Source organism: Longimicrobiales bacterium, from assembly GCA_029245345.1.
Classification (GTDB): Bacteria; Gemmatimonadota; Gemmatimonadetes; order Longimicrobiales; family Gaopeijiaceae; genus CALFPJ01.
Genome location: JAQWPM010000021.1, coordinates 190,505 through 210,492, shown reverse-complemented (window position 1 = coordinate 210,492; position 19,988 = coordinate 190,505). Strand labels below are relative to the sequence as shown.

Here is a 19,988-nt window from a genome sequence, read left to right as displayed (position 1 = left end):
TGGCGCGGGAGTCGGTTCAGGGGGCGATTCATAAGAATGGGAAGCGTCGGAACGATCGCGTCCGCAGCGCCGTTCACTCGCTTGATTCCACACCACCCGCAAAGCTTCCGGCTATGAGTCGACTTGCAGGAAGCATGGGGCCCACCGGACGGAGATGTGGTTGGCGTCGCGGTAGGAATCCGCGAGTCCGTGGCATTCACGTTGGGGTGGTCACGTGTCTGGTGGCTGGCTTCGCCGGAAGCTGCGTCGGGGGCGGAACACCTCCGGCGGTGCCGGGGCCCTACCCTAGTCCGTTGTTCGAACCCGCGGCGGTCGAATTCAGTGCTTTTGAGGACGGTGCTTTCCTTACCCCTCCTGATCTCGAAGGCCTCGATGACGAGATCCTTAGCTCTCCACTCCTTCGTGATCCTGAATTTCGCGCAGAAGTGGACCGATGGATCGAGTTCTGGACCACTCGTGCGTCGCGCTGGTTCCCGGATTACCTCGAGAGGATGACGTGGTTCGAAGAGACGGTGGACTCCACGCTTCGAGCGAACGACCTGCCGCCGTCGCTGAAGTACCTGCCGGTCATCGAGAGTGGATACAGCCCCCGAGCGGTGAGCGTGGCGAGCGCGGTGGGGCTGTGGCAGTTCATGGCACCGACCGCGAGGGGCTATGGCGTGGAGATCACTCCGCTCGTGGATCAGCGTCGAGACCCCTACGTGTCAACGGACGCAGCGGTGAAATTCCTGGCGAAATTGCATCGGGACTTCGAGTCGTGGTTCCTCGCTTTGGCTGCGTATAACTCCGGCCCGGGGCGCGTGCGGCGATTGATCAATCTCCATGCGCCTCTCGAGCCCGCGTCGGACAGCGTGTATTGGGCCATCCGGCCATACCTGCCGCGTGAGACTCGTGACTTCGTACCCAAATTTTTCGGAGCGATCGTCGTCGCCGGGAGCCCGTTGTCCCACGGCTATGAGCTCCCGGAAGCAGTCGGATTCGATTTCGAAGAAGTGATGGTTCCGGACGCGACGACGCTCGACGTAGTTGCCCGAGCTGCCGAGACGTCCGAAGAGGAGATTACTCGGCTCAATCCGCAGTTTGTGCGGGGAATGACTCCTCCACGCCGCCGTACCCTTGTCCGGGTGCCGGAAGGCAAGGGTGGGACGTTCAGACTGAATTATGCCCGCATACCGAGAAACGAGAGGGTGAGTTTTGTCGAGCACAGGGTAATTGCTGGCGAGACACTGGGGCACATTGCACAGCAGTACGGCATCCCACTCGCGGATCTAGAGGCGGCGAACCCCTCAGTGCGGCCAAGGACACTCAGGATCGGCTCCATGCTGACGGTACCGGTTTCTCCGAGTGCCCGGAGGGGTACGTCCTCAGGAGATGACTTTTAGAGCCAAACGCCTCTGATCGCCTATGCGGTCTCTGAGGTCCAAGTGCCGGACTGTCCGCCTTCTTTGCGCACGAGTCTCACTCCCTCGATGTACATGCCGCGATCGACCGCTTTAACCATGTCGTAAACGGTCAGGAGTGAAACGCTGACGGCGGTCAGTGCTTCCATCTCGACGCCGGTCTGTCCCGTAATTGTCGCTTCCGCTTCTGCGATGATGCCGGGCAAGTCATGATCCACTTCCAGCCGTACCGTGACACTGGCCCCCGGCAGTTGATGGCAAAGCGGGATGAGGTCGGCCGTCTTCTTGCCACCCATCACTCCGGCGAGTTCCGCTACCTGAAGAACGCTGCCTTTCGGAGTGTCCCCTGCGACAATGCGATCCAGAGTCGCGCTCTCCATCACGATACACCCGCGCGCGACAGCTCGACGGACGGACTGCTTCTTCTCCGACACGTCTACCATGCGAGCTCTTCCGTCCTCGTCGATGTGCGTGAGGTCTCCGGCCTTGTCTGTCATCGCACCACCTCTCGGGTCCTTTGGGGCTTGAGGGCCTTTCTCAGCGCCCTCACCAGCCCGTCAACGATCAGCTGCGGGTTCACGTTGCCGAATGCCAGCTCCCTCGCCTCTTCAACCCTCGTGAGGGCGTTCGCGATGTCGGATGGGAGGACGCCTGTCGAGGAGACGATTTCCTCCAGTTTTTCCCGGGCATCGTGATTGAAGATGGAGTCGCCCGCACCAGAAGCGACAGCCCCCAGATCACGCAGCCACTCCTCGGCGAAGCCGAAGAGGTCCACGAGCTTTCGAGCGCCGGCCGGTGAAAAGCCCAGGGCGGTCGTGTACCCGCCCACGGGGCCACCGGCCATAGCAGCGGCGATCAACGCATATGCTTTGCGTCTGAGGGCTTCCAGAGAACCGAGGTCGTCTCTGTCCGGCAAGAAGCCGAGGGCTCGGCCAATCGAGCCTTGCGAGAGACGGGCGGCCCACAGCGCGACCTGGTGATCGACGCCTCTGGCATCCACGAGAAATGAGGCCACGGTTTCCTCCGGGAGCCCGGCGATATGAACCGGGACGGTCCGCGAGCGGATGGTCGTGAGGAGCCGGCCCGGCTCACTCGTGGTCAGGATGAAGCGGGCCGCTCCGGGTGGCTCCTCGAGCAGCTTAAGGAGCGCATTCGCTGCTTCGGGACTCGACTCCTGCGGGACGAGCAACTCCGCGTTCCCGATGATGAAGATCTGACCTTCGGCCATTGCCGGCCGCATGGTAGCGCGGCGTCTGAGGTTCCGAACCATCCCGAGGTACAGGCCTCGTAGTTCGTCGAAATGGCTCGACTGAAGGGGCTCCGCGCGGCGATCGGCTAAGGCATCCATGCGCGCGTCCTCGAGAGCCCCGACGAGGCGTTCGCCGCTTGCCCCTTTGGGTCGTAAGAGGGGGAAATACCAATTCAGATCCGGGTGCTCCAGATTGAGGCCCATTTTGCACGGACCGCATCTGTCACAAGGGCCAGAACTCGTAGGACTGTCGCACATCAGCAACTGACCGATCCACAGAGCGAGTCGCTGTTTGCCCACACCTTTAGGGCCGTGCACCAGCAGGGCCGCGGGAAGCGACTCGCGTGCGACGGCGCCGAGGATCGTTTGTCGAACGTCTTCGTGCCCGACGAGGGGATGTAAGCTCACTCGTTACCGCGCGAACGGAGCCACTGCAGCGGATCCTGTGCTTGGGGGGAGCCTCCATCCACGGGTGCGCGAATCTGGAACTCGATGTGCGGCCCCTCAGGTGTATCGCGACCTCCTACCGTTCCCACGACCTGGCCGACTTCCACTCGACGACCTTGGACGACACCCAGATCTTCCAGGTACAGGTACAGGGTGTAGAAGCCGTCACCGTGGCTTAGCACTACGGTGGGGCCGTAGCCCTCGAACGGACCGGCCAACACGACCTCACCCGCCTTGACCGCCGTCACCGGGCTCCCCGGCGCTGCTGAGATTCCGATTCCATTCCAGCGCAGCACCATCCCGTTGGGGCGTCGTTCGGTCCCAAAGCTATAGATGAGTTCGCCGTGGATAGGCCAATCGAGTGAGCCTGCGTCGCCCGATGATAGAGTCGACGCGGCCCTCGGAGAGTCTGTTCGTCGTTCCATTTCTAACCGACGCTCTTCGAGGTCATCGACCAGCGTCGTCATCCGACTCTCGTCTTGATCGAGTTGCTCGATCGTTGACAGAGTTTGCGCTTCGCGACTCCGGAAGTCCTGCAGGGCAAATTGCCGTTCCGCTTCGACCGAGCGGAGGCGGACCACTTCGCTCAATCGATTCTGTCGAAGGCTCCCTAACTCAGCCATGGTCTGCTGGAGATCGTCGTTGCGCGTGACAAGCTCCACTTCTAGATCAGTCACTCGTTCGACCAACGAACGATCGAAGACAGCGATGCGTCGCAGATAGCGATAGCGGTTCACGAGGTCAGTGAAGGAGGTGGCCTCCACCAGGACCCTGACCGTATGGAGCGGGCCCATCCTGTAGATGTCCCGTAGCCTGCGGTACAGCACAGCATTGTTTTCTGCCAAGCGCTCTCGGGACTGCACCAACTCTCGCGTGGTTTCTTGAATCTGCCCCGTCGTCGCGTCAGACTGGAACTGGATCTCGGCAAGAACCGACCGGGACGCGGACAGTCGCCGCTCCACGTTAGCCAGCTCGGTGGCTGCGTCCTGGACTCGGGTCCGGACTCCGGTGACCTCCTGTTCGAGCCGTGCCCGCTCTGCTCGGATCTGCTCTAGGCGTCTTTGGCTGGCCAGAATTTCTTGGCGAATATCCGTCTGGGCTTCGAGGCAGGTCGGCAGGGCCGTTGCAAGGAGTGCCCAGAAGACGCTGGCGCCGACGCGAACCGAAGCGAGCCGTGACATGTCAGACTTCCCGGAGGTACCGTCGGATTGCGAACGAACTCGCGATTGCGCCGAAGACGACTCCTGTTCCAATCCCGCTCATCACCCACGACGGCGGAATCCATGCCACTTCGAAAAGGAAGGCGTAGACGCTTCGGTATGTGCCCCAAGTCAGCAGCCAAGCGAGCATCCCGCCGATGAGGCCCGTCATCGCGCCCTCGAGGAGGAAGGGACGTCGGATGAATCCCTTCTTCGCTCCGACGAGTCGCATCACGTAGATCTCGTCCTTCCTCGCGAAAATCGCGATCCTCAGTGCCGTCGCAATAATCAAGGCGGCCACCAGCGCGAACGCACCACCCAGGACCGCCGTGGTCGCAGCGCCCACCCGGCGCAATGTGAAGAGCTTGTCGACCCACTCGCGACCGTAGAATGCGTCTTCTACGAAGGGGTATGTCATGGCGGTCGCGGCGATACTCTCCACGATCTCAAGGTTGCGCTCTCCTGGCACGAGTTCGATTTCGAGCGACTGGGGGAGGGGATTCACTTCGAGGTCACTGAAGAGCTCCCTGAAGTCCGGGAACTCCGCGCGCGCGCGATCGAGCGCGCCCCGCTTCGAGAGGAAAGTTACGGAACGAACCTCTGCAATCTCCTCCAACTCTCGATGTGCCAGGTCGATCTCGCTTTGACGGGCATCGTCGCGCAGGTGCACGGAGATCTCTACGCGCTCTTCGATTGTGGTCAGAGCGAGTTGAAGGTTGTACGTGGCTAGGCCGAAGAGCCCGACCACGAACAACGCGAGCCCGACCATTGCGGACGATAATCCGGTGAGCATCGGAGCTCGCCGAAATGCGTTGAGAGCCTCACGTAGAGCGTACATGGTCCCCTTCGGCGGCGAACGAGTCGTAGACCACTTCACCCTGATCCAGCTCGAAGAGTCGAGCGTGCGGGTAGCGCCGGACGAGATCGAGGTCATGCGTGGCCATCAACACCGCCATGCCCTTTGCGTTGATGTCCCAGAGCAGATCCATCACTCCCCGGGTTGCCCGATCGTCCAGATTTCCGGTCGGCTCGTCAGCCAATAGCACGTAGGGGTCGTTGGCGAGTGCGCGGGCGATAGCGACGCGTTGTTGCTCCCCACCGGACAACTCGTGAACTAATGCCCCTGCCTTCGTAGAAAGACCCACTTGGGCGAGAAGCCTCTGGGCACGTTGTACGACGTCCTTGGACGCAGTACCGGTCACTTCGAGCACGAAGGAGACGTTTTCCAAAGCCGTCCGGCCAGGCAGGAGGCGGAAGTCCTGGAAGACGAAACCGACACGGCGCCGAACCTTCCACAGATCCCGATCCGTGATTCGGTCCGTGGAATATCCTGTGACGCGTACCTCACCGTTCGTGGGACGATCCGCCATGTGGATGAGGCGCAGCGTGGTCGACTTCCCGGATCCTGAATGCCCAGTAAGAAAGGCGAATTCACCTTTCTTCATATGGAGCGTCACGTCGCGCAGCGCGTGGCCGCGTTTCGGGTACTCCTTCGAAACATTCGTGAGTTTGATCACCGGAACCGCCCTATGAGGTGCGCCCAGAGATACCGGGACGAAAGGTTAGGCATCGGTGGAATCCGTGTCAAAACGGGCGGAAGCGAGGCGACGTGCCAGTGCCATGGCTTCTCGCATTGAGGATTCGTCGGCACGCCCCGTGCCAGCTAGCTCGAAGGCGGTCCCGTGGTCGGGGGATGTTCTGATAAACGGCAGTCCCAAGGTGACGTTTACACCGGAGCCAAAGCTAACGGTCTTGAACGCTGCCATTGCAACGTCATGATACGGAGCGACCACGGCATGAAACTCTCCGTGCAGGGCTTTTTGGAACACGGTGTCCGCTGGAAAAGGGCCTTGGACATCCCACGCGGCCTCTCGAAGGTGTTCGATGGCCGGCACCATGCGGGTCGACTCCTCGTCCCCGAAGAGGCCGCCGTCTGACGCATGTGGGTTGAGTGCGCACAAGGCGATCCGAGGCTCGTCAATCCCCCAATCCTGCCGCAACGATTTTGCCAGAAGGATTGTCTGGTCGATCAGGCGTTGTTCCGTGACCAGCTCTGGGACGTCGCGAAGAGCGTGGTGGGTCGTGGCCAGAAGAACGCGAAGCGGCGCGTTTAAACGAGTCGTCTCAGCAGCCATGAGCATTCCGACTTGGTCGACCCCGGTCAGCTCTTGAAGCATTTCGGTCTGACCCGGGACCTTCCAACCAGCCGCGTGGAGGGATGGCTTGTGGACGGGCGCCGTGACAATGGCCTGAAAGTCCCCGCGCATCGCGCCCTCGACAGCCCCTGTGATCGCTTGAGCCGAGGCGCTCCCGGCGGCTTCTTCTGTATCGTCGAAGTCGCCCAGTCCCACGAAATGGCTACCCGAGGGGACGTTCTCCGCGAACCTGTCCGGGCCGAAAAACGTGAGGTCGGAATGTCCCGCGCCAGCTGCGAAGGCCACCTCCGGTCCGATTCCGCGCGGATCTCCTAGAGCAACCGCTATGTGAGGACGCACGCGTCGAGTCCGCTAGTCGCGAATTTCGACGTACGTCTTCGCCCGCAGCTCCGCGAGAATCCTGGCGATCTTCTTTTGCTGCTGGAGCTGGTCTGCCAACTGCGCTCGAATGTCCTCGAAGGTGTAGGCGCCAGCTTCTCGAACCTCCAGCATACTGATGACCGCGAATCGGGTCTCACCTTGACCGGTCACGTATTCAAGTGGGCCGAGTACGTCACCGGTCGAAGCGGCCGCAACGACGCTATATCCCGGAGGAAGACTCGTAATCTGGTCGGACGTGATCGTGAGGGAGTCGGGTGCTTCCGGGTCGCCATACTGTTCGAAGAGAGCGTCGATCGAGGCACCTGCATTCACTTGAGCCAGAACTTCCGTGGCAGTTTCGCGAGCCACTTGGATGTCGGCGGCAGTGAGGTCAGCCGTGATCAAGATGTGCCTGCCGCGGCGCTCGCCGGGGCGGGAACGCTCGATCTTGATGATGTGGAAGCCGAACTGTGACTCGACCACTCCACTTGTTTGTCCATCCAAGAGCGTGAAGGCCGCGTCTTCGAATGCCTTCACCATTCGCCCGCGCCGGAACCAACCTAGATCTCCACCCAGCTCACCCGTTCCCGGATCGTCGGAGTGGGCCGTCGCCAGTTCTTCGAAATCTGCACCAGCGGCCAATTCACTCAACAGTCGTTCAGCCTCCGAGCGCGCAGTGCCCATCGACTCTTCCGACGGCGTCGGCTTCATCACCACCTGTTCGAAGGTGATCAGCTTCGGCCGCTGCTGAAGCTGGCTGCGGGCGCCTTGGAACGAGGCGAGCATCTCGTCTTCGGAGAGCTCGATATCGGGCACGTCTCGAAGTCGAAGCTGCAGGAACATCTGCTGTGTTTGTTCTTCGCGGATTTGGGTTCTGAACATGTCCCGGTACTCCGCGAGCGTGAGACCGTCGCCCGCCAGGGCCCGTTGCAACGCGGGCCCTCCACCGACCTGCTGGGTGACCGTCTCGATCTGCGCGGTCACACGTTCCTCGATAACATCTTCATCCACGGAGATCAGCGAGTCTCGCCCGGCTTCTTGGAGTACGAGCACTCGGTTCACCCATTGATCCAAGACCCCGCTCATGATCTCGTCGAGTTGAGGACCCGGCGGGGGAATCTCAAAACCCTCAGTGAGCTGCAGCCTTTGCATCTCTTCCTGGATCTGGCTCAGGAGAACGACTGAGTCACCCACAAGGGCGACGACCCTGTCCACAACGTCGTCGTCAACGGTGGTGAGTTGGGCATCAGCCCAGTCCGGGGAGCCCATAAGTGTCAGGACGGTGAAAACCGCCGCCATTGTAGTCCGCATGGTTAGGTCATAAACCGATGTATTGTCAGGGGTTCCGGCCGGCGCTGTCGACTGCTGCTTCCAACAGCGATGGGCTTTGGTTCACGCGGCGTTGCCCGATCATTAGCACAGCTTGGCCGACACCTCTCTCGAAGACGGACGGACTCATTCCACTCCGAAGCTGAAAGGTGATCGCTCCGAGCTGGACCATTTCTGTGGTGCCTGTCACGACCCTCTCGACGGCATCGAGGGCCGCACGCTGAACCGCGGGCGCCAGGTCCTCTCCATATGCCCGATCAAGTCGGACCAGACCGAGTAAGTGGGCTACTCCCATGAGTTGGACTCGGGCGTTCGTCACCAGGGAGTCGAAGCGCGCCTCAGATGGCCCGAGCCCAGTCGCTTGAGCCTGGGCGACCAAGAGTTCGCGTTGAATCAGGCTTCTCAGGAAGCGGTCGATCTGGTCGTCATCGCCCGCCACAACTTGGGCACGGAATTCGGGCACTTGGCCCTGAAGAACGCCTTGGAGTTCTCCGACCGTGAGCTCGCCATCCTTGTAATCGTAGAGAGAACGCTCCGCAGCCCGTCGCGAAAGTCGATTGCTCGGGTTCTCTGCGACATCACGAGTGACTGCGTAGGCCCCTTCGACCACTTCGAGTTCCGCCCGTGCTTCGATGTCAGCCACGAATACCGATTCAGCGTCGAAGTAGCGTTCTGCCAAGACTTGGTTGCGGAAGTCGGGTGCGATTTCGTCGAACCCCTGAGCGCGGAGTTCCTCCAGCTTGATCAGGTGCAGTCCGAACTGGGTCTGGACAGGGTCGCTGACTTGTCCGGGCTCAAGGGCCAAGGCGGCTGCCTCGAATTGGGGAAGCATGTCACCGCGCCCAAAGAAGCCGAGGTCGCCCCCGAGCGATGCCGTACCCGGATCTCCACTGAATTGGCGAGCGAGGGCTTCAAAAGACTCCCCACCCAGGATCCGAGCCCGAAGCGCTTCGGCCTGCAAACGAACCGCATTCAGGTCGATGTTGGTGGCGTTCTGGGGGTAGGGCAGGAGGATGTGCCGTGCCCGAATCTCGAGTGCGGGGTCGTCCGACTCGTATTGCGAACGCAACTCAGCATCCGTGACTACCGTGTCGACCTGGAGGGCCGAGTCGCGAAGCTCGACGATCATGAGCGGTTCGAGCTGGTCCATCACGAGCGGAGCGAAGTCGATGTCCGAGAGCATCGTGTCTGCCGCGACTGCTGCCGCGAGCATGACGTAATCCACCCAGAGATCAGCGACCTGCTTGACCACTGCGACTTGAGCTGGGAACCGTTCCTCATTCACGAGAAGATCCGCCACACTCTCTACGCTGAGCGTGTAGGCGCCGGCTCTCGCCACGAGGCCTTCGTCCGTCTGGACATCCGCACAGGCGATCGACACCACCGCGAGGAGGGCTGTACCCAATAATGTGGCTCTAATCTTCATCGAACTTGGTCTCCTGACCTCGTCACGTTTCTCGTCTTCACGCAGCGGCTGCATGTGCGGACCGAAGCGCATCCAATGCCACCATGAGTGTCTCTAAAATCGGTTCGATACCAACTTGTTTCAAAACAATCGAGAAAGGCTCCATTCGTCTGATTTCGACTTCGGCCTGACGTTGACGGAGGGGGCCTTCAAGCACCGCCATGCGCGGTACAACACCAGACCGAAACGTAACCCGAGCGGAGCTTTCCTTCACCAAGATACGCTCAACTCCCAAGGTCTTTCCGAGCGCTCTCACGATTGCGGCGTCCAAAAGCCGCTCCACCTCGGTCGGGACCTTCCCGAATCGGTCCTTCAGCTCGAGTCTCAGTGCCTCCACTTCAGGGCGGCCCGCCACTCGAGACAGTCGTCGGTACAAGTGGAGTTTTTGACTCGAGTCGGCCACGTACTCCTCTGGGAGATACGCGGGTCCTGGCATTGAGACGTCGGGATCCGGCCATTCGGGTTGCTCGGCGCCCTTCTGGATCCCATCGACGGTCTTCCTGAGAAGCCGCATGTACGCATCCAACCCGATCTGCTGGGCGAAGCCAGACTGGTCAGAGCCCAACAGATTGCCCGCACCCCTCATTTCCAGGTCGCGAACGGCGACGGAATATCCCGAGCCGAGTTCGGTGTGGTGCTCAAGCACGCGCAACCGCCGCACAGCGTCCTCACTCACGCCGTCAGGGACCAAGAGGTAACAGTACGCCCGGCGGTCCGACCGGCCGACCCGACCACGGATCTGATAGAGCTGAGACAGTCCGAAGCGGTCTGCACGATCGACGATGAGCGTGTTGGCGTTGGGGACGTCCAGACCGTTCTCGATAATCGAGGAACACACGAGGACGTCGATGTCGCCGTCTACGAAGGAGCGCATGACGTCGTCGAGTTCCTTGCCACTCATCTGACCGTGTCCCACGACGACCGTGGCTTCCGGTACGAGCGCTCGTACTTCTTCCGCCACGTTGTAGATCGTGTCGATTCGGTTGTGCAGAAAGAACGCCTGGCCACCTCGATCGAGTTCTCGATGGAGGGCTTCGGAAAGGAGTTGGTCGGTCCACTGAAGGACGTTGGTGTAGATCGGCATCCGATCCCGGGGGGGCGTCTTGATCAGCGACATGTCGCGGATCCCAGACAGCGACAAGTAGAGAGTGCGGGGAATCGGCGTGGCCGAAAGGGTCAGAACGTCCAGAGACGACCGGAGCTGCTTGAGGCGTTCTTTGTGTTTGACCCCGAATCGCTGTTCCTCATCTACGATCAGGAGCCCCAGGTCCTTGAACGTGACGTCCTTCGACAGGAGTCGGTGAGTCCCCACCACGATGTCGACCTCGCCTTTCGCCACGCCGAGGAGGATCTCCTTCTGCTCCTTGGGAGAACGGAATCGACTTAGGGCGCCGACTCTGACCGGGTAGTCGGCGACCCGCTCCTCGAACGTATGACGATGTTGCTCGACGAGAATCGTGGTTGGCGCGAGCACGGCGACTTGCTTTCCATCCTGAATCGCCTTGAAGGCGGCTCGGACAGCGACTTCGGTCTTCCCGTAGCCGACGTCACCGCACACCAGTCGGTCCATTGGACGGATCGACTCCATGTCACGCTTCACGTCTTCTGAGGCCTGGCGCTGATCTGGAGTGTCCTCGTAGAGAAAGGAAGACTCCATCTCCATTTGCCAGCGAGTGTCTTTTGAGAACGAGTATCCGCGCGCGGCTTCCCGGCGGGCGTAGAGCTCCAGGAGCTCAGCGGTCATCTCCTCGAGTACACGAACGGTCTTCTTCTTGAGTGCCTTCCAACGCTTCCCACCGATCCTGTGGAGCCCAGGAGGCTTGGAATCGTCGGACTCCCCGACCCACCGTTCGAGGGCGTCCAAACGATAAACAGGCAACCTGAGAATCTCCCCGCCAGCATACTCGATCGCGAGAGATTCGATTTCCTGACCTCCGATCTCGAGGTGCTCGAGGCCTCGGAAGCGCCCGATCCCGTGATCCATATGAACGACGAAATCGCCCGGTGTCAGTTGGGCCATGCTCTCAAGTGCTACCGCTCCCCGGAAACGCCGCGAGCGACGAATCCTCCGCGAACGTCGGAAGATTTCGTGATCGTTGAGAACACGGAGCGGGGTAGGGCCGCCTGCGAGTTCGAAGCCAGCCGAAACCGACCCCAGGCCGAGGGTCGTGCCCTCGGGTACCTTGTGCGGCCCTCCGAGGATCTCTTCGAGTCTCTGAAGCTGCCCATCGTTGTCGCAGAGCAACAACGTCACAAAACCCTTAGAGAACCCCTGGGTGAGGTGCTCCTTGAGTCGACCCATATCGCGGTCGATCTCTGGAGCTGGCTTCGTCTCCAGGTTCCTGCCGTCAGGGATCTCGTCCTCTTGCAGCTCGAGCCTGGGGAATTCCTTGGCCAGACGCTCGAACTCGTTCGGATCCAAGAAGAGTTGATGTGGTTCGTGCGGGTCGGCGCCCGAGTGTACCAGGTCGCCGTAGAGCGTTGTGACACGACTCCACGTTCGGACCACCTCTTCGTGCATGTCCCAAGCTTCGAAACGGACCAGGACTGCGTCCGCCGGAAGCAACTCGAGAAGCGAGTGGGAGACTGAATCTTCTGCCTCACCGGCAGCCGGACGACGGAAGTCTACAGGTAAGATGTGCGTCGCATCGAGTTCACCCGTCGACCGCTGATTCAGAATATCGAAGGACCGTATCGACTCGATCTCGTCTCCCCAGAATTCGAGCCGGACCGGATCACCGGCAGCCACAGAAAACAGGTCTAAGATGCCACCCCGAACCGCGAATTGACCCACCTCCTCCACCAGTGGAACCCGCTCAAACCCACGTTCCTCCAGATAGCGTGTGAGCTCGGAGAACGGGGTCACGTCCCCGACTCGCAGAGTGCGGCGGATACCGGTGAGTTCGGCGGGCAGCAGCACACGTTCTTGCAGCGCACGCGGGGTCGTGACGAGGATCTGGCTGCGACCGGAAAAGAGGGCTTCTACTGCCTCGACCCGGAGGCCGCCGATCTCTAAGTGTGGTTTGCTTTCCTCGTAGGGCAGCACCTCTTGTTGCGGGTACAAGTGAGATGCGCCGGGGCCACCGAGCACGGCCTCAAGATCAGCTTCCGCAGAAACTGCGTCACGCGGGGACTCTGCGAGCGCGACGAATACCCGCTCCGGATTCGCCCGATGGAGTGCCGCCAAGACCAATGGGCCTAGGGCCCCCCTTACGCCACCGATTCGAGTGGTGTGTCCCGGGGTCGGCAGAGCCGAGGCAGTGGCGAGGACAGCCGGACAGGATCCGACCGCGGAGAGAATGACGTTAGGCCGTGGCATCGACCGACGCTGACTCGACTCTTCGCCTGTTGCTGGCATTGCGTTCGACCCGCCCGGAGGCAGCGACAAGTGCTTCGACTGCTAGGAGCAGCGCGGCGGCAAGGAGTAGGGGCCACCACAGTTCGGGCCCCTGGCGCGCTCGGAACACAGAGCGATCCCATTGAGCCTCGCGATCCACGGTCGTTATATCGGTTCCGAGGTGAGCTTCGAGGTCACGCGAGGAGATCCGAGCGAGTCGAGACTCTTCGCCCGGCACGTTCAGCGCGAACACTGACACCTCCGTGTCTCCGCTCAGAAATGTGTAGAACCCGGCCTGCCCGGTGCCTCGGACCATGCGTGTTCCGTCGATCTCGATCTCGACGCCTCCCGGGAGCCTCACATGAGTGGCTGAGCGAGGGGCCGAGATGTGATCACCAGCTAGGTATTCTGTCGTCGTCCCGCCCGCGCCGGCCCATTCGCTGGCAGCCCAGTCGAAGAACTGGAGCATGGACGATGATACCGGGAGTGTCGATGACCCCTCGTCCAAGGGGGATGCAACGAGGAGGTATCGGCGCCCGATCGCGTCCTGGCCTTGGACGATCCAAGGATCACCGCCGGCATCTGCGAGCACGGAAGAAGCGTTGTCCGATTCCCCCACGAGCCGGAGTCGATACCACCGTAGAGCCCGCACCCCGGCTAGGGATGGGGGTAGCAGGCGACCGGCCAACTCCGCTTCCCCGAAAGCCGCTCGGCTTTCGACGCGCCACGGCACCCCGGCATCTGAAAGCCGTCGGTTCAGCGCGGGCAGGCGAGTCGGGTCGGTGGGCGGCAAGACCAATACGCTGGCCGAGGCCGGAAGGCTCTCGAGGCCCAGGCCTTCATCGCTGACCAAGAGATCAGAGGTAGCTACGGCGCCCCGAGAGATGCGGCCGGCTTGCTCCAAGACCGAGAGGGCCTGGTCGGCGAAGAGTCCCGGGGCGCCGGTCATCGCCACGGCCGGGGCTGGCCGGGAGCGGAAGGCGAAGAAGCGACGGTCGTCTGCGCGGAGCGCGTCGGGATCGGAGTCGGCGTAACCCCGGACCCATCCCGCACCGGTGGCGGGCAGGCCGACCGACGTCGCCGACCCTGCGGGAACACTCGCGGCTCCGCGGATGCGTTCATTCACCACCAGGCGCACAGGCAAGCGAGCCGTGTCCGACTCGGATGCGAGGGCGGCGATGGTCACTTCAGAGCGTTGTCCCTCCAGTGGAGGGAGTCCGCCTCCCACTACCACACTTTCGAGCCCCGTGTTCAGCGGGATCTCATCATCGGTTGCCCACACGACGATCGGGATCGAGCCACCCGGTTGTTCCCCCGCGGGCGGAAAGGCTGATTCCTGAAGATCGGACAGGAGGTGGATCTCCTGGTGGTCGAACCCCGACGCTGCGAGCAAGCCTGCTGCTCGTTCGATGGCGGCGGCGAGTGCCCCGTGTGCATCCGTAGGCTGTGTGTCGTCAATCGCGGCTCGGGCGTCCGCTGCATCGCCCGGCAGGGCGGGGAGCCACGGTTCACCCGCCCTCAGGACCCAAAAACGGTCCTCGTCGGACGCTCCCTCGATCGATCTGTGCGCAATGCCCTTCAGGCGATCAAGTACGCGGGCCTCACCGACTACCAGGCCGCTGCTCATCGAGTTGTCGAGCACGATCACGACCGCTGTGGGCGGATGCGCTGTCCCGCGACCCTTGAAGAAGAGCCTTGCTCCAGCTCCGACGACTAGAAGCAACACCGCAACGCGTGCGAGCAAGAGAATGAGCTGGCGTAGCTTGATCTGGCGAGCGTGCTCGCGCTCGGTCCGTTCTAGGTACCGGAGCGCCGGGAAGGATACCCTGCGCGTTTCGTGCCGCTGAAACAGGTGGATGAAGATGGGCACCCCGATCGCGACGGCTGTCGCGAGGAACATCGGACTCAGCGCTCCCATCGGGCCCTCCTGGAGAGCTGGCCGGTCTTCATCCGAGGCGTTCCCGCTTTCTCAAATAGGCACGGAGGGCCATAGAGAGCGGCTTGTCCGTGTCCACCACCTGGTAGTCGATTCCGTGCGGCCGTAACTTGCGTTGCCATTCGGCCAACGCCTCGTTCACGGCCTCCCGGTAGTCGGCGCGGATGTCGGCCACGCTCACCAGAAGCTCTTGGTTCGTTTCCGGATCGTAGAACCGGGCCTCTGACGCAGGTGGGAGTTCCCGCTCGCCCGGATCGATCAGATGGAACACCAACACTTCGTGTCCGTGGTGCCGAAGGAATTTGAGCGCGGTGATGGTCTCGTCCGGCTGGACCAGAAGGTCCGAGAAGAGGACGACCAGCCCCGCTCTCCGAAGGCGCACTGCCACATCACGCAGGGCGCCCTCCGCGGACGTGCCACCCGTCGACTCGAGCGCCCCCAAGCGACGCGCCAGTTCGTGCCATTGCCGGCGTCCGCCTCGCGCCTGGACACGCTCCGCGACCTCTTCGTGAAACGCAGTCATGCCAACCGAATCACCCTGTCGCAGCAGAATGAGCCCGAGCGATGCCGCGAGGTGTTTGGCGTACCACAGTTTCGACGGAAGGACCCCGGGCTCCGAGGACCACCCCATCGACTGGCTGACGTCTATGAGAAGGTGAGCTCGGAGGCTCGTTTCTTCCTCGAATTGCTTGACGTAGTAACGGTCCGACCGCCCATACATACGCCAGTCGATATACCGCAGGTCATCGCCGGCCTGGTAGGCCCTGAGTTCTGCGAACTCCGCAGAGAATCCTCGGTGCGGAGAGCGGTGCAGGCCCATCAGGAAGCCCTCGACAACCTCCCGCGCGATGAACTCGATGCCCCCCAGCTGTGAGAGCGTGGCAGGATCAAGAAGATCTGGACGAGAGGTGGCCGCGGAGGCCCTTGGGTCTGTCATTGAGGAAGGGAAGCTACCTGGGCATCGTGCCGCGCTCAACGGGGCGATCAAAGCGACCCTTCGGCGCTTTCTTGGCGTGTCCTACGCGCCATTGTTCGATGTCCCCACAGTGGGACGCTGAGGCAGGGTCGTCCAGCGAATACGCGGAGTTTTAGGCTGGCACACGTGTTGCTCATTGAAGGGCGGTGACCCCTACAGGAGAGAGCAAGTGCGTGCATTCGTTTCGGCCCTAGCGGTTACGGTTGCTTTGGCGGCGCCTGCAGCCGGTCAAGACGCCGGCTCTGCGGCAGAACTCGAAGCCCGGGTATGGCTCGACCGGGGCGATGAGCCGGTACTGCAGCGTGGCGATCAGGTTCGGGTCTACTACCGGACCTCGCTCGACGCCTTCACCGCGATCTTTCGTATCGACACGGATGGGGCGGTGAGGCTGTTGAGTCCCGCCCATCCGGGAGGCGTTGAACTGACCGCAGGAGACGAAGACTACCGACTCCTCTTCCCGGAGGAGGCCGGGTGGCGAGTGTATGACGACCCGGGTGTCGGCTACTACTTCATCATCGCAGCTCAGCAGCCGCTCGATTTTTCCGCGTTCCGCTTTATTCCCCAAGAAGACCGTTGGGATCTAGGTGATGTCGCGGCCAGGGTGTACGAGGACCCGTATCTGGCGATCGATGATTTCGTCGCTGTGATGATCCCTGATTGGGAGGTCTCCCTCTATACGCTGGATTTCATCTCCTACAGCGTGGGCGAGGAGCACAGCTATCCTCGCTTTTTGAGTTATGAATGCCATGGAGAGCGGTCCTACAACAGTTCGAATCCATACTCCTACGCGTGTACTGACTTTCGGGTCGTAGTTTGGGACGATCCATACTACTACCCGGCGGTCCGCTACTCCGGAACCCGGGCGGTATTCCCGGTTCCTCTGAGGAATCGCCCGAGGTATACGGTGGTGAATAGGAACCCCGGCGAGGGGTGGTCACCCCTGGTGCGGTTCAGGGAACCTCCTCCGCTGCCTGCGCGAGGGGCGCAATTCAAGGAGCCAGACGTTGCCCGCGGAATAGATCGGCTCACTCCGCCAAGACAGACTAAGGTTGCCCCCTCCGCCGGTGTAGCCTCGCGGCGGTCAAACGCGGGGAGTGTGCCGACGAGGCGACCTTCAACGGCGCCGGTGGCTCGAGAAGGCTCAAGCCGAGTGATTCAGTCTCGCCCGACGAAGCCAGCTCGGGCTAGACCCTCTAGCGGTTCGGTGTCCACGCGCAGGGCGACGGGTTCTGCCCGAGCTGGCCCTACCCGTAGAACGCCGACTTCGGCGACTCCGACGCGCGAGCGCCCCTACAGCGGGGTTCGGAAATCGTCTGGTACCGCAAGACCCTCGTTGCTTCGAAGGCTGAACACTGCTGTCCAGAATACGGCCGGCAGCCGGGCGAAGACGGGTCGATCGACTCGATCCATGACTCGTCCGCAACCGGCAAGGACGGGGTCTGGAGCCAGCCGCAGCAGACCTACGAAGGCGACCTTCGTGCGCCCTCCGACCCGCTCGAGTCCGGTTGCCCGACCTCCTGCCAGAACTCGATCTCGTCCGGCGACGTCACGTCCCGCCGCCGCCGCGGGTGCGCGCCCTAAGACGGCCCGAGTTCGTCCGTCGATTTCGAGTCGGCCTACATCGACCCGGTCATCGCCACCAGCCAGGCCGACTGTTCGCGCGCGAGCGACCCGCCCACCGCCACGCCGCGGTGGGCGCGGGGGTAGTTAGACAAAAAAATGGCCCGGCCCCCAACTGGGGACCGGGCCATTTGCTCTGCCCAGATCTCGCGCTTTAGCGGTTCCCGAGAGAGAAGGTGAACTGACCCAAGAAGTTCTCGCCGAGGTCACCCGTCTGCACTGCTGCAGCCGCTGAGAGATTCACCGGACCAAGAACGAGGCTGAGTCCGCCACTGTATTGAATGCCATCCGTGATGATGGCCGCTCCACCCCGCAGGTGGATGACCTTCAGTCCCCGAAATTCAGCACCGGCACCTAGGTGGAACTTCGGCGTGAAGGCGATGCCCCCATCGCTGAATCGGTTGTGGAGGTCTCCCGAGATTGTGAGGTCGTCACTCAAATCAAGTGCCGCCCCGACCTGAAGCGACGGCTTGATCGTCATAGCGGTAACCAGCGCCTTGAGCGTGGCAGGCGCACCTGCATAGGCCTGCTCGTCCGTCTCGGCGGAACTGGTGCTCTGTTCGAACTCGACGTCGATGGGCCGATAGGCGAGTTCGCCTTCTTCCCAGGCGAAAGTGTTTACCGCGTTCTGAATCGACGCGCCAAAGGAGAGGTTGCCTTGCTTCATCATGAAGCCGAGATCCAGACCGATGCCCTTTCCGCCGTTCGCGAAATCTGCGGCTTCACTTGTGAGGACGATGGGGAAGTCCACATCGACGCGGATCGGATTGCTTTGAACGGAACCCGCGGTGCTTCTGCCGACTGCGACCCCGTGGCCAACGGAGTACTTGAACGTCGCCCCGATCGCCATATCGCCCGACGGTGACGACATCGGGAAGGCCAGGCTCAGGCCCGCAGTCGAGATGGCGAACCCGTCTATTGAAGCACCTGAAAGAGACAGGTCAGTTGGTGATCCTGTCCGTCCTGCGTTGCCGTACAACATGGCTTCCGCAATTCCGGTCGGGAGTGTGACCGATCCACCAACAACGGTCGAGACCTGCAGCCCGAAGTTGCCCATCGTGAGCGCGATCTCCGAGACTTCAGCACCGAATGAACCCGAGAGCCCACCCGCCGCATCGATCCGGCTGAGCCAATTGTCTTTCACAGCCGCGCTCATGAGCGTGCCCGCGACGTCGTTGAAATCCGCGAGATTGAGCGGATCTAGACCCGAGCGCCCTTGTACGCCCATGAGGGCGAGGCTGAAGCCTGACCCGGGCATGCCCAGGCCGGCCGGATTGACACTGATGGCGCTAAACCCACGGGCCGTGGCCGTGTTATTTCCTGAAAGGCCGAGGCTCGCTGCGCTCGCGTTGGCGAGCTGGCCCTCGGCTGGGGTGGCATTAATGCCGCCGAGGCCGACTGCTGCGATCAGAGCGACCGCAGAGAAGAATCTATTCGTACGCATGGTCGTCTCCTTATCCGCCGATTTTGATCGTGAGGTCGAGTGTCGCTTCAATGGTCATGACCTGAGTAGGAGTCACGGTGATCAATCCACCCGATGCCGTCCCGGACCCAGAGAAAGTCACTCCAGCTTGCCCGAGGAACGACTTCAATTCGTCGCCGGTGTAGCTGATCGATACCTCAGACGTTGCGTCTGCTGAGATCGAGAAACTCTTCGACGTGACGCCGATGTCCACATTTCCCGAGATGGAAACGCCGAACGGATTCACGACATCTAGGATGATCGTCCCCTGAATGAGTCGGTCCGTGACTTCGGCCCCGATGTCCTCGACGTCGAGGTCGACCGGATCAAAGTTGACGGACTGACTCACGACGTTCACAGACGCCGAACTCACGAGTAAGGACGTCGTGGTCGCCGTGACGGTGAGTTGATCAGCAGTGTTGATCGTTGTGCTCTGTCCACCCGGCGATGAGATGTCTACAGTGATGAAGAGGGTAGACCCGATCGACGCGGAAGAGATCGCCATCGTCTGCGTGGCCGTGCTGTTCGCAGGGAGGTTGCCGGAGAACATGGTTTGACCGACCTGGGCGCCGCCTTGTCCATCTGTGACGGTCACCGTCAGGCTGCCACCGCCTGCGAGTACATCGTAGGAGATGCCGTTTTGGATATCGATCGAAACGGAGCCGCTCGAGATCGTCGCGGAGGAGACGTCAGCGGGAAGCCCTTCGGATAGCGTGAACGACGAACTGAACGCAGGTGCCGCGGTCGTCAGCCCATTCAGGGCTGCACATCCACACAGGGTCCCGAGATTCTGGACCGTGCTGAACGGATCGACACTAAGCTCGAAGTTGCTGCCATTGACGATGACGTCGTTCGGAAGCAGTTCGTTGACGCTGACGGTTGTCTCATCCACGGGTATGATCCACCGTTGCTCGACGATCGGAGCCTCGGTTGGAATCTCACAGGCACCGAGGAGGAGGGCACCCGCCAAAATTACGGGGGTCATCCATAATGACTTCATGGGTTGTCCTGGGAGGCTGGGTAAGGAAATCCGAACACCGCCTCTGGGCACG

At 61.7% G+C, this 19,988-nt stretch carries 16 protein-coding genes; 1 reads left to right on the top strand and 15 read right to left on the bottom strand.

Annotated elements, in window-relative coordinates; translation table 11 throughout:
- The first annotated feature begins 113 nt into the window (after positions 1–113).
- Positions 114–1,382, top strand: a complete 1,269-nt coding sequence (locus P8L30_12085; protein MDG2240932.1) for a transglycosylase SLT domain-containing protein — start codon at positions 114–116, stop codon at positions 1,380–1,382.
- 20 nt (positions 1,383–1,402) lie between these two features.
- On the opposite strand, the gene moaC is transcribed toward P8L30_12085, so the two are convergent.
- The 15 genes from moaC to P8L30_12010 all read right to left on the bottom strand — a co-directional run bounded on the left by moaC (position 1,403) and on the right by P8L30_12010 (position 19,936).
- Positions 1,403–1,897, bottom strand: coding sequence for a cyclic pyranopterin monophosphate synthase MoaC (moaC, locus tag P8L30_12080; protein ID MDG2240931.1), 495 nt, complete (start codon positions 1,895–1,897; stop codon positions 1,403–1,405).
- Positions 1,894–3,057 carry a hypothetical protein gene (locus P8L30_12075; protein MDG2240930.1) on the bottom strand — a complete coding sequence of 388 codons (1,164 nt, stop codon included), beginning with the start codon at positions 3,055–3,057 and terminating at the stop codon, positions 1,894–1,896. The genes moaC and P8L30_12075 overlap by 4 nt, the downstream gene beginning before the upstream one ends.
- Positions 3,054–4,277 (bottom strand): peptidoglycan DD-metalloendopeptidase family protein, encoded by a 1,224-nt coding sequence (locus tag P8L30_12070; protein ID MDG2240929.1) that lies wholly within the window; start codon positions 4,275–4,277, stop codon positions 3,054–3,056. The genes P8L30_12075 and P8L30_12070 overlap by 4 nt, the downstream gene beginning before the upstream one ends.
- Position 4,278: 1 nt before the next feature.
- Positions 4,279–5,088, bottom strand: coding sequence for a permease-like cell division protein FtsX (locus tag P8L30_12065; GenBank protein ID MDG2240928.1), 810 nt, complete (start codon positions 5,086–5,088; stop codon positions 4,279–4,281).
- A gap of 28 nt (positions 5,089–5,116) precedes the next feature.
- Entirely contained in the window at positions 5,117–5,812 is a 696-nt protein-coding gene (gene ftsE, locus P8L30_12060) for a cell division ATP-binding protein FtsE (GenBank protein ID MDG2240927.1), read from the bottom strand.
- A 45-nt stretch (positions 5,813–5,857) separates the two neighbouring features.
- Positions 5,858–6,790: a 4-hydroxythreonine-4-phosphate dehydrogenase PdxA gene (gene pdxA / locus P8L30_12055; GenBank protein MDG2240926.1), complete on the bottom strand. Its 933-nt coding sequence runs from the start codon at positions 6,788–6,790 to the stop codon at positions 5,858–5,860.
- A gap of 12 nt (positions 6,791–6,802) precedes the next feature.
- Positions 6,803–8,122: a peptidylprolyl isomerase gene (locus P8L30_12050; GenBank protein MDG2240925.1), complete on the bottom strand. Its 1,320-nt coding sequence runs from the start codon at positions 8,120–8,122 to the stop codon at positions 6,803–6,805.
- 25 nt (positions 8,123–8,147) lie between these two features.
- On the bottom strand, positions 8,148–9,566 hold the full coding sequence (locus P8L30_12045; protein ID MDG2240924.1) for a peptidylprolyl isomerase: 1,419 nt from the start codon (positions 9,564–9,566) through the stop codon (positions 8,148–8,150).
- A 37-nt stretch (positions 9,567–9,603) separates the two neighbouring features.
- A complete protein-coding gene (mfd, locus tag P8L30_12040) occupies positions 9,604–12,924 on the bottom strand; it encodes a transcription-repair coupling factor (GenBank protein MDG2240923.1) in 3,321 nt (1,106 codons plus the stop codon).
- Positions 12,911–14,860 carry a BatA domain-containing protein gene (locus P8L30_12035; GenBank protein ID MDG2240922.1) on the bottom strand — a complete coding sequence of 650 codons (1,950 nt, stop codon included), beginning with the start codon at positions 14,858–14,860 and terminating at the stop codon, positions 12,911–12,913. Before P8L30_12035 ends, mfd begins: the two co-directional genes overlap by 14 nt.
- Before the next feature lie 28 nt (positions 14,861–14,888).
- The gene (locus tag P8L30_12030; GenBank protein ID MDG2240921.1) at positions 14,889–15,815 is read right to left on the bottom strand and encodes a DUF58 domain-containing protein; all 927 of its coding nucleotides are present in this window, start codon (positions 15,813–15,815) and stop codon (positions 14,889–14,891) included.
- Positions 15,816–16,044: 229 nt separating this feature from the next.
- Entirely contained in the window at positions 16,045–16,419 is a 375-nt protein-coding gene (locus P8L30_12025; GenBank protein MDG2240920.1) for a hypothetical protein, read from the bottom strand.
- 15 nt (positions 16,420–16,434) lie between these two features.
- Positions 16,435–16,602, bottom strand: a complete 168-nt coding sequence (locus tag P8L30_12020; GenBank protein MDG2240919.1) for a hypothetical protein — start codon at positions 16,600–16,602, stop codon at positions 16,435–16,437.
- 1,026 nt (positions 16,603–17,628) lie between these two features.
- Entirely contained in the window at positions 17,629–18,918 is a 1,290-nt protein-coding gene (locus tag P8L30_12015; protein ID MDG2240918.1) for a DUF5723 family protein, read from the bottom strand.
- A gap of 10 nt (positions 18,919–18,928) precedes the next feature.
- Positions 18,929–19,936, bottom strand: a complete 1,008-nt coding sequence (locus tag P8L30_12010; GenBank protein ID MDG2240917.1) for a hypothetical protein — start codon at positions 19,934–19,936, stop codon at positions 18,929–18,931.
- Positions 19,937–19,988: the final 52 nt, after the last annotated feature.